Source organism: Sulfurovum sp. AR (assembly GCF_000296775.1).
GTDB lineage: Bacteria > Campylobacterota > Campylobacteria > Campylobacterales > Sulfurovaceae > Sulfurovum > Sulfurovum xiamenensis.
The window spans coordinates 83,392-94,627 of the sequence record NZ_AJLE01000003.1; the positions used below are offsets into that span (position 1 = coordinate 83,392).

Sequence of the window (11,236 nt, forward strand, 5' to 3'; positions counted from 1 at the left end):
GCGTAATTGAATGTTGCACAAAAGAAATGAGATTCATTTTGGCAGCCTGGCGATCTTACTCTTAAAGACCCATAGCTTTCCGTCCTTGCTTCACAGCAAGTTTGGCACAACAAAATAAGTTTGAATTAAATAGAATTTGCAGGCAGCACAAGTAGATAAAAACAGAACAATACATCATACACTTCTGTATTGGTATTTGGCAACCTGGCGATCTTAGCATTAAGACCCATGGCTTTCCGTCCCTGCTTCACAACAAGTTTGGCACAACAAATAATATTTAAAATGTCTCTTTACTATAACAGATTCATTATATATCATCAAAAATTAGATACAACTTTAATGATCCAAATCTAGATAATATTTTATAATATTTGAATCTCAGTAACATTCTTTAAACACAGTTTGTCAAACTCTTCTACATTAACAGCTTTGGAGAAATGATACCCTTGATACCTAAGTCTTGGATCTAGCTCTCTAAGCAGCTCTAGTTGCCGTTCGTTTTCAATACCTTCTATAACAATGTTATAGTTGAATTGTCTTCCTATATCCAATATGCTTGAAACAAGATGCACTTCACTAGGGTTGGATTCTATATTTTTTATAAATTCCTTATCTATCTTCAATGTATGGAAAGAAAGCTTCTTCAAATAAGATAAAGAAGAGTAGCCTGTACCAAAATCATCGATGGCACATCTTACTCCCTGTCTACGTAATTCATTGATGACATCTTCTGTATAATCAAAATTATCAATCAGTGATCGTTCTGTGATCTCTATCATAATGTCATTAGTCTCTAGTCCATACTCTTTTAACTTTTTGAGAAATCCTCTAGCAAAATCATTTTCTACAAATTGCTGTGCATTGACATTCATTGAAATATACTCAAGATTCCATCTATTCTCTTTTTTCCAGTGAGATATATGCTGACATATAGTATCAAGAACCCACCATGTAATCTGTGAAATCAGACCTGCTTTAATAGCCAATGGTATAAAATCCTGTGGTGAGAGGGACCCTCTTGTCGGATGTTCCCAACGTACAAGTGCCTCCGCAGAACATACTACATCTTCATCTATTGAAACTACCGGTTGATAAAAGAGACTCAACTGATTATTTTTGACTGCATATATCAGATCATGCTGAAGTATAAATAGCTCTTTTTGTTGTTTGTCTAAAGAGGAATCATAATAGGCGATATGTCCATTATCAATCTTTGCTTGATACATTGAAAGGTCAGCATGTCTTATGATCTCTACAATATCCTTATAACCAGGGTCCATAAGCACGATACCAATACTTGATTTAATATGTAAATGCATTTCTTTTATAATAAATGGTTCTAAGAAAAGATCCTGTATCTCTCTAGAAAACTCTTCAGCTTCTTGATTTGCCATATTTTTATCTTCTGATACATGTGGAATGATAATGATAAATTCATCTCCCCCTAATCTGCTTACCATACAATCTTTTCCTAAAAGACTGGTCAAACGTTTAGAAACAGCAAGAAGAACATCATCTCCAACTTGATGTCCCAAAGAGTCATTAATGCTTTTAAACTGATTGAGATCAAGATAAAAAAGTATGGAAAAATATGTTTGATGTTTTGGACTCGTTACAAGATTCTCCATATAGTTTCTAAAACCTCTACGATTTAACAAACCTGTAAGTACATCATGCTGCACCATATATTCAAGATCTGTTAAGGCGGTATGTTCTTTCGTTTTATCCTCTATCATACCTACGCCGCCCAAAATATCATTATCCAGATCGGTAAAGGAAAACACTTTGGCATCAATCCAAAAAGACTTATTCTTTAGAGATACATAGGGACCTTCATAAGACTCTGTTCCCTCTATAATGGCATTTTCCAATACTTTTACAATATCTCTATCCGGAAGGAGATGAAGATCCATACCTCTGATCTCATCTGTTTCATATTCAAAGAGTTTCTTTAACTGTTCATTGCACTCCAGTACCTTGAGGTCTTTATCATATGTAAAGATACCAAGAGGTGCATTTTTAAACAGGCTGTTTAAGAGCATATGCTCAGATTGCAACGTATTAAAAGCATTTTTTTGTTGATACATATTAGAGATGTTGATCACTTGTGCAAGAAAATACAGGATCAATGAAATCGTAAGTATGATATGCAAAGGTGTATCATAAAGAAATGCAATGGTAGAAATAAGAGGCAGTAAAAGAATGGCTGAATACATAATGTTGAGCCGTGCATCTGCTGATAAAGAGACTGTAGAACCTAAAGAGAGGCCTACAAGCACTGCAACGATATACAGTTGATAATAGTGATCCACCTGATGAATAAAAATAAAACCTAATGTTGAGAAAATAAGTGCAGTCAATATGACATCAAAGACAAACTTTTTATACCATAAGGCCATAGCATATTTTTTAGGGTTATGTTTAAAGATATAGGCAGAATAAAGTCTATATCCCGTCAAGAGCATCAAACTCAGTGCCCATACCAGAATACTGCCATCAAGTATTGGGTATAAAGCTATAATGATTAAAATAGCTAACAATACAACAACCAGGAGTGCTCTAGTTGAAAGTGTATAGAGTGCGATGATCACAGAGTCATCAACCGTTTGAAGTTCTTTTATTGACGAGAATAATCTTTTTAAATTCATACAACATTGTAGCATGAAACCCTAACAACTTGAATAGTTTTTTGCTATTTTAAAATTCATTTCCTGTTTTAATGATATCCAACCCAAAACGTGCCCTTAACGCATGTATATTTTGATGTAACTGTTTTGCTTTGCTGTCTTCATTAAAGTCTATCAATGAAAGTGTCTTGAGCTTGAGTGAAGCAAAATTTGAAACATTCAATGTCAGTTTTATGGCCCCTTTATTGGGCTGGACCATCTCTTCATACATCTCTGAAAGCATGGACTTAAAGAGTGTTTCAGAGAATACTCTATCTACAGTCAAAGTCTTTTTTACTTTAGTACCATACTCATACCCTATCTTCAAATAATAGCTTGTAGGATTCACCTCCATAGCCATCACCATATAGATGATATGCCTTGCCATGATCATAATACGTCTCTTGATCTCATCACGGTCATGTATGGCATCAAACGTACGGCTGATCCCTATGGACTTCCTCTCCCCTCTGCTGCTGATACCTTCATTGTCTGTTCCGGTGACACGTCTATAAAGTTGAATACCGGGTTTTTTCCATGATTCAAAAAGTGTTTTATGCCGTTTTATATCGCCCAGTGTAGAGATATAATGTGATTCAAGCCTCTTTTGAAATCCTTTTCCTATACCCGGAAACTCTTTGATAGGAATCTTTTCTATATAGCTATCTATATCCTTCACTTCGTACACACCGTAAGGCTTGGCAGATTCTGTTGCCAGTTTAGCGATCCATTTTGCTTTTGCAATACCTATAGAAACAGGAATATCAAAATACTCAAGTATCTTTGACTGTAACTCTTGAGCGAAAACATACACCTCTTCATCTCTCTTCCATCCGCTGACATCTCCGAAAAACTCATCGATGCTATACTGCTCTACCTGAGGTATATGTGAAGAGATAAATGCATGTATCTTATGAGAAAGCTTATGATAAAGCGGATAGTTCGAAGGCACGACCGTTAACTGAGGACAAAGCTGTAAAGCCTGGGCAATGGGCATGGCTGTCTTCACCCCACATGATCTAGCTTCATAACTTGCAGTGGTCACGATACCCCGTATCTTTTTTTTTCCCTCTATCTCATCTACAAAATAAGACTCGAAGGTTTTCTTTTTATCACTGTAGAATACAGGAGTTACAAAGGCCCCTGAATTATCATTCATAAGCTTGATATAGGTGCGTTTTTTGTTAAATATCTCAAGGTTGCTTCGAGATCCTACACACATAGGTATACCTTTAAGCCTATGGTCTACAGAACGTTCTGCAGAAGCAAAAAAACTGTCTATATCGATATGCAAAAACAAAGGTTCAACCTCCATAAAATATATCTCAATTATATCGACCGTAAAAATCTATCGACAAATATATGACATATTGTCATACTTGATCTTTTTCTGTATATGAAAAATATAATCATATTACTTTTTCAATATTATTGATCATAATAAAAAGTTTTATTTAACACTAACTTAACACTTATAATTTAAAATTAATGTGGATTGTTTTTTAATAATCCATAGGGGGAGATATTAGTATTCTAATATCTAATGGTGGACACTAAGTGTCTTAATAAACATTAGACTAAAAGGAAGAAGAATGAAGTTAAATGTTAAATCATTAATGCTCTTACTGAGTATGGGCGTTGTTTTATCATTAAGCGGATGTGGTGGTGGTAGCAGCACATCTGCAGTAACAGAAGAACCGAAGTTAGGAGATCAGACTATATTAGCTGATGGATCCATAGAATATGTGGACTATACAGGAGGCACTCGTATAGCACCTCCATCAGCTGCAGCTGCAGAATATCATACTGGTGTAGATTTTAATCATACTCTATTTGACAGTGCAGATAAGAAATGTCAGAATTGTCATAATGAACTGTATGATACCTGGAAAAGTTCTATGCACGGTCAATCATGGAATGATCCAATTTTCCAATCTAAATTCCAGGATTTCTTACGTACTCACCTAGCAAAAATTGGACAGCACCCAAATTCAGATGGAAACTTGGCTACGACTGATGATGGTATACTCTATCAACAAAAAGATATTATTGATGGTGATAGTGTAGGAACTAAAAATATGTTTAGCAGTGCAGCACAAACATGTATCAAATGTCATGCGCCAGGTGCATACTATGCAGGTGATGTTAAAGTCACTGTAACTGATATAGGAAGTGCAATAGACCTTAATAATACAGAGTTAAAAGCCTTGAAAGCATTACATGAGCCAGCAGTACAGGATCCAAACGGAGAGATCGCAGTCATTGCAGCAAACCCTCAAAGAGATAGAGTGTATAAAGCTACCTTCCAGATCGGACATGAAGCAAACCGTGAAGGAATTAATTGTGCATTCTGTCACAGTATAGAGACACCTAGACTGATGAAAGAGAATGGCATGGATAATGGTTTATATACTTTAGCTAAAGATATGCGTGTAGGACCTCATGGACCAATAAAACATGATGCAGATGTAGATGGACCACTCATATATAATGATGATGCAACAAATGCTCATATGAATAAGTTCTTTAGACTTTGGGGACCTGAGAAGTATCATGATAATACTAGTGATAATGCACATACACCAAAAGATAATTTTGATGTAACTGATCCAAGTAAGACAGCTGATGGACGCTACACAATGGCAAGTAAAGATATCAATGGAACAGATGGCAAAGTACACTTTACTGGTGGACCTTTCTATGGACCATATGGCGTAACAGGTATCTCAAATGAAAATGAAACAGATGAAACAAACAGAACAGCACAGGTTAATCCACACTATGATATGAATGGTAACAACCACTTTGGAGAAAGCGGTAAAGGACTATGTCTTTCATGTCACCAACGTTCTGCAGGTGCAGCGGTTCCAGGCGGTGAAGAGGGTGCAAGTCACTTTATGGAACTCTGTTCTACACAAATGGCTGTGACGACAGGTGATGATGTAGCTTCAAATGACACATTAAGTTCACCGAAGTGTCAAAAATGTCACATGGAGAGAATAGAAGGTACGGTACTTCACCAATGGGCACGTCCAGACAAGTTATGGACACTTGCAGACAATCCTAATCTAACGGCACACTTTGATCCTGAAGATCCAGAAAATCATGGTGATGAAAACCCAGTTGCTGCTGCTTGGTTGAACTCACATGCATTCTTAGGTGCAAGTAAAACATTTAAAGATACAGATAGAAAGGCAAGTGCTACAGCAAAAATAAAAAGTGGATTTGAAGCGACAGTAAATGAGTCAGTTGAGGGTAATACATTAACCGTGACCACAGCACTCACAAATAAAACTGCTCACATGTTCCCAGGTGCACACCCAATGCGTCGTGTATTGACACGTCTTGTTGTAACATCGGATCAAGGTTTAGTTCCTGTTAGTACTAGTACTGGTAACTCTTCATTTGACTATATTGAAAATGATGTACAACCATTAGCTGGTAAAGTACTTCACTCAAGTGCATTAACTCCAGTTCCAGTTGCCAATAATGGAAGTGAAAATCTAGAATTCCCTGGAAAGGTGGCAGACTTGAATGGTTCAAATGTTAGTGGCCAAAAGTTTGATGGTACACCATACACTATTGAGGGGGTAGATGCAACAGTAAGCTTCGACACTCAATCTACAGATAATAGTGGAGTAACAACAGGTACTGTAACAAATGCCGCGATAGTCGAAGATAGTAATAACACTACGTTTACTCGAATTTATGGACATGAAACAGGTAAAAGGTATGATTCAAATGGTAAGCCTAGTAAGACTACTACCGATACCTTTATTGTACGTCCAGGATTTGACTCATGGATGGTTGAAAAAGATAACCGCCTAAGTCCTAATGAGACTGAAACATATACACTGACTTACGATATCACAGATAAGACGAATGTCAAAGTAGAATATAGAGTCTATTACATGCAAAAAGGTGCTAATGGTAAATTCATCGTCGATCCAGCTACTGGTTTCCTTGACCAAGCTAAGAGTGATGCGAAGAAACTATTGGTTACAGAAGTTTATAAGTATCCGGAATTACCTTAGATAAACCTCTTCATTCCACCCTCATTTGGGTGGAATATACTCATAAAAATCTAACATTTTCAAATCCTTACATATCTTACCAGTACATAAAACAAAAAGCGATCATACTTAGTTTTAAACATATATCTAGAACTGGTAGTAAAAATAGAAAAAATAATTGTGTGGAAAATTAGCTCAATAGAAAAGTTTTAAAAGCTATATGCTAGATAAGTGTAGTTCATAGCATGATACAAACAGCATAATGCTATGATTAATCGATGTCAAACTACGGAATAAAAAAAGCCAAAACAGCACCAACAGTTACAAATAAATATGCACCGATGGACCATAGTTCAATGGTCGTAGGTACCTGTTCTACAGTAAGAAAGTTATTGATCGACATGCCACCATAGAAATAAAATAAAAAGTAACTAATAACAAATCCCAGTATATAAGGGAGAAAGAAAATAACCAAAAGTAAAGAAATTTCGGTATTTTGCTTAATAAGATCTGTCAATTCATTTTTTAGAGTAAACTTCGCGCCTATTTTTTGAATTTTGGCATGGTTATTCAAAAATATTTTCTTTTTCTGAGGGATAGTAGTGTCTTTAGAAGCTTCCTCTTTCATATCTTCGATAAGTTTATCTTGATTATCTTTTGATGCTTCTGTAAGCTCACCCCAATCTAAATTTTCTTCTTCTATGGTCTCATTTCTTACGTACATGATAATCCTCTACTGTAGATATTGCATTTTTAAAAATGATTCTAAAATGTCATACATTCTATGATACGGGTCATTTTTGTTAGAACAAAAATAATTTTAAATTTAATAAGATTTATGCATAAAAGAGGAAAGAAGAACTGTACATAACATATGAAAATGTAGCAACTTGGCGATCTTATTTCATAAGACCCATAGCTTTCCGTCCCTGCTTCACAACAAGTTTGGCTCAATCAATACTATTTAAAAGTAATTTTTCGTGGTTCATTATATTGGATATTTAATTAAATAAATCTTACGCAACCATCTAATAACAAGTAACATTTGTAAAGCAAATAATTATATTTGTAATCTATTATTTTATCGATTTAGATAACAATTTAAGATGCATATCAAACCAATAGCGTTCATATCTACACTTGTCTTCATTATTTTTAAAAAATATAGACATCTATTCTTAAAATTTATAATATATTGTATAATATTAAAAGCGAAGGAAGGTGTATGATAGAGATATTGAAAAAATTATTTGGTAAAAAAAAGGAACAAACAGATGTTCCGAATCCTCCTGGGAGAACTTTCAATAGAGTGCTCACAGGAAGATATTTTGGCTGTGAGGATGTCTATGCAGATGAAGAGACCATTGCCAAAGCAAAGCAGGAAAAAATAGACCAGATCAAAGAACTGGAACTGGTACCGATGTTTATAAGATATGCCTACGAGAGAAAAAAGAGAAAAGCGGTCGATACGGAAGAAGATCATCCTACATCCGTTCATGTTTCATTCCAAAAAGAGGTATTTGCAGAAAATTGGAACATGGTTCATGTTACAGAAATTTCATTCACCGTATTATCTGCTGATTTTGAAGAATTTGAAAGTATGGCAGGTGTGAGCCTCAATGATGACTTTAGAGATCTAACCTCTACTACATTCAATGGTACAGAGAGAAGAAAAGAGAATAGAAAAGCATAATATACATCTTTAGTTGCTTTATCTTAGCTAGAGACTTTTTCTCTAAAACCATCTTTTAGAGTCTGTACAGACACTTCCACTTAAAATCACAAACATCTCTTTAGTTTAAATACATTAAAGTTAAGAATAAAATATTATAATCTATAATAATCATTTTAAGGGCTTTCAGTAACAATACATATTCTTATACATAGCGGGATAACATGTTTAGAAAAATATTCCTTGTATTAATTTTATCTGCAGTGACATCCTATGCTACCGTTACACTTACCAATGATAAACAAACATATGACCACTTTGCACTCTACTATTTTTATGATGAAAGCAATACACTGGGTATTCATGACATTGAAAAGATAGAGTGTACAAAGGTCATACCCAATCAATTTTCTCAAGGATATTATTCGGGAACAGCATGGTTCAAACTCAATGTGACAAATCATAGCGACAGTGAAGATTATGTCCTTTATTTTACAGAACCTTTTTGGTCAACGCTTGATCTCTATACCAAAATGAATGATACATGGACTATACAAAAAAATGGTCTCAAAGTAAGCCTTCAAGAAAGAAGTATTCAAAACTATAATCCCGCCTATAAACTACATATCTTACCGGGTGAAAGTGTGACATACTATATAAAAGGTCAGACACTTTCCGGACATATTGGTGAATTTAAGATCTTCACTGAAGACGAGTTTTTTAGACCCAACCGTATCGATATTACCGACATCTACATAATCTATGCTTCTATCTTATTCATTATAATCCTCTTCAGTATGTATAACCTGATCGTCATTAAAAATCGTATCTTTGCTTATTACATCGCATATATACTCTCTTTTATTGTCTTTATCGCTATGAAAAGTGGGTTTTACTTAGAGTTCGGTTTTCCCGGCTGGAGTCAAGGTCTGCATGTCGTAGGTACGATCGTTGTATTCTTTCTGGTACTATTCTCAGGCCGTTTTTTGGAGTTAAAAACACGTATGCCAATGATCGATAAGCTCTTTAGAGTATCTGCAGCCATTTTTTTACTGTTTGCACTGCTGATATCACAGGATACCCCTTTTGCCTGTTTAGCATTTAACATCTATTCATCATTGTTCTTTATCCTCCTCCTTGTGGTTGCGGTCAAAGCCTTGTATCAAGGTCTTATCGGTGCCAGATACTATCTCATTGCACTGATCATCTATATGCCTGCTATGGGTATGATGACTTTGACCTTTAATGGTCTCTTGGACAATACAGACATAAATAGATACGCTTTTCTTGTAGGTTCTTTTATTGAGATTATCTTCTTTACAATTATCTTGACCAACAAGTACCGTGAACTGAATCTCAAGAAGTTACAAAAACAAAAGATACTTTTAAAAGCAAAAAAGAGCAATCAAAAGTTTTTAGAAACGAAGATCCAACAAAAAACCAATGACCTTCTTAGTATAAATCAACAATTATTAAAGAAAACGCAAGAGCTTGAGATCACTAAAGAGCAGTTGACCAGAGATATACAGGAACGTACAGAAGCTGAAAAAGAAATAGAAAAACAAAAAGATATCTTACATCACCAAGCCAATCATGATTCACTTACTGGACTTCCTAACCGTGCACTATTTAACATTCGCTTAAAACAAGGGATCAAAAAGGCAAAAAAACAAGAGAAAGGGTTGGCACTCTTTTTTATCGACTTGGATAAATTTAAAGAGATCAATGACTCCTTGGGTCATGATGTGGGAGACAGAGTACTAAAAATCATAACGGCCATACTCAAAAGTTCCATCCGAAAAGAAGATACACTTGCCCGTTTGGCCGGAGATGAATTTACGATCATTATGGAAGATATAACCTATTCAGAAGATGTCTCTAAATTAGGACATGCCATTCTCAATATGTTTGCTGACCCCATACATGTTGATGAGCATGTATTATATATGACCAGCAGTATCGGTATCAGTCTTTATCCCCAGGATGCAAAAAATGAGAAAGACCTTCTAAAGTATGCTGATACGGCAATGTATAGGGCAAAAGAAAGCGGACGTAACAATTTTCAGTTCTATAGACCTGAAATGACTGAACATGCTCTGGAACAAATGCAGATGAAAACCAGTTTACGTCAAGCCATTGACAACGAAGAGTTTATAATTCACTATCAACCGCAGGTCGATATCGCTACCGATACATTGGTGGGGATCGAGGCACTGTTGCGATGGCAGCATCCAAGCAAAGGTCTGCTAACACCTAAAAAATTTATTTCATTGGCAGAAGAGACTGGTATGATACTTGAAATTGATGACTGGGTAATGCATACAACTATGAAACAGGTTTCCAAATGGTATCATGACGGTTTAGACCCAGGGAAACTCGCATTAAATATTTCCATGAAACACTTGGAAGCTCCTAATTTCATCTATAGAATTCAAAACACTATGGACAGTTATGGTTTCAAACCAGAGTGGCTGGAATTGGAAATCACAGAAGGCCATATGATGAAAAATGCTATGGAGATCATTAATAAACTCAAACAGGTCAGTAAACTGGGAATCAATATCTCTATCGATGACTTCGGAACAGGATACTCCTCCTTGTCTCTTTTAAAGCGTCTACCCATCAACAGACTTAAGATCGATAAATCATTTATTGAAGATATCCCTGAAGATGAAGAGGATCTTACTATTATTAACTCTATCATAGCACTTGCAAAGAGTCTCAATCTTAAGGTCATAGCAGAGGGTGTAGAGACGATAGAACAGATCAATTTTCTAAAAAGTAAAAAGTGTAAATATGTACAAGGACACTACTATTTTTACCCTATGTCTGCAGATGAACTGCAAGAGATACTTTTAACCAATAATGAATAGGAGCTATCAGCA

6 protein-coding genes and 3 riboswitches are annotated in these 11,236 nt (G+C 35.4%); of the genes, 3 read left to right on the plus strand and 3 right to left on the minus strand.

Annotated features, from left to right (window positions below; all coding sequences use genetic code 11):
- Positions 1-37: 37 nt before the first annotated feature.
- A riboswitch (cyclic di-GMP riboswitch) is annotated at positions 38-116 on the minus strand.
- 79 nt (positions 117-195) lie between these two features.
- Positions 196-273: riboswitch (cyclic di-GMP riboswitch) on the minus strand.
- An 89-nt stretch (positions 274-362) separates the two neighbouring features.
- Both SULAR_RS03655 and SULAR_RS03660 read right to left on the minus strand, forming a co-directional pair.
- Positions 363-2,648 (minus strand): EAL domain-containing protein, encoded by a 2,286-nt coding sequence (locus tag SULAR_RS03655; protein ID WP_008243084.1) that lies wholly within the window; start codon positions 2,646-2,648, stop codon positions 363-365.
- A gap of 49 nt (positions 2,649-2,697) precedes the next feature.
- Positions 2,698-3,966 (minus strand): DNA polymerase IV, encoded by a 1,269-nt coding sequence (locus SULAR_RS03660; RefSeq protein WP_038000073.1) that lies wholly within the window; start codon positions 3,964-3,966, stop codon positions 2,698-2,700.
- A 292-nt stretch (positions 3,967-4,258) separates the two neighbouring features.
- Between SULAR_RS03660 and SULAR_RS03665 the strand changes: the two genes are divergently transcribed.
- Positions 4,259-6,700, plus strand: coding sequence for a multiheme c-type cytochrome (locus SULAR_RS03665; protein WP_008243090.1), 2,442 nt, complete (start codon positions 4,259-4,261; stop codon positions 6,698-6,700).
- Between the two features lie 265 nt (positions 6,701-6,965).
- Here the strand turns inward: SULAR_RS03665 and SULAR_RS03670 are convergent, their stop codons facing one another.
- Positions 6,966-7,403: a hypothetical protein gene (locus tag SULAR_RS03670; protein WP_008243091.1), complete on the minus strand. Its 438-nt coding sequence runs from the start codon at positions 7,401-7,403 to the stop codon at positions 6,966-6,968.
- 157 nt (positions 7,404-7,560) lie between these two features.
- Positions 7,561-7,639: riboswitch (cyclic di-GMP riboswitch) on the minus strand.
- Positions 7,640-7,904: 265 nt separating this feature from the next.
- Here SULAR_RS03670 and SULAR_RS03675 point away from each other — a divergent pair.
- Both SULAR_RS03675 and SULAR_RS10870 read left to right on the plus strand, forming a co-directional pair.
- On the plus strand, positions 7,905-8,372 hold the full coding sequence (locus SULAR_RS03675; RefSeq protein ID WP_008243093.1) for a hypothetical protein: 468 nt from the start codon (positions 7,905-7,907) through the stop codon (positions 8,370-8,372).
- A gap of 203 nt (positions 8,373-8,575) precedes the next feature.
- A complete protein-coding gene (locus tag SULAR_RS10870; RefSeq protein ID WP_008243095.1) occupies positions 8,576-11,224 on the plus strand; it encodes an EAL domain-containing protein in 2,649 nt (882 codons plus the stop codon).
- Positions 11,225-11,236 lie beyond the last annotated feature (12 nt).

What these genes read in the sequence shown, in the direction of transcription:
- SULAR_RS03655 (WP_008243084.1), bottom strand. Translation starts at nt 2,648, where the DNA reads ATGAATTTAAAAAGATTATTCTCGTCAATAAAAGAACTTCAAACGGTT.
- SULAR_RS03665 (WP_008243090.1), top strand. Translation starts at nt 4,259, where the DNA reads ATGAAGTTAAATGTTAAATCATTAATGCTCTTACTGAGTATGGGCGTT.
- SULAR_RS03670 (WP_008243091.1), bottom strand. Translation starts at nt 7,403, where the DNA reads ATGTACGTAAGAAATGAGACCATAGAAGAAGAAAATTTAGATTGGGGT.
- SULAR_RS03675 (WP_008243093.1), top strand. Translation starts at nt 7,905, where the DNA reads ATGATAGAGATATTGAAAAAATTATTTGGTAAAAAAAAGGAACAAACA.
- SULAR_RS10870 (WP_008243095.1), top strand. Translation starts at nt 8,576, where the DNA reads ATGTTTAGAAAAATATTCCTTGTATTAATTTTATCTGCAGTGACATCC.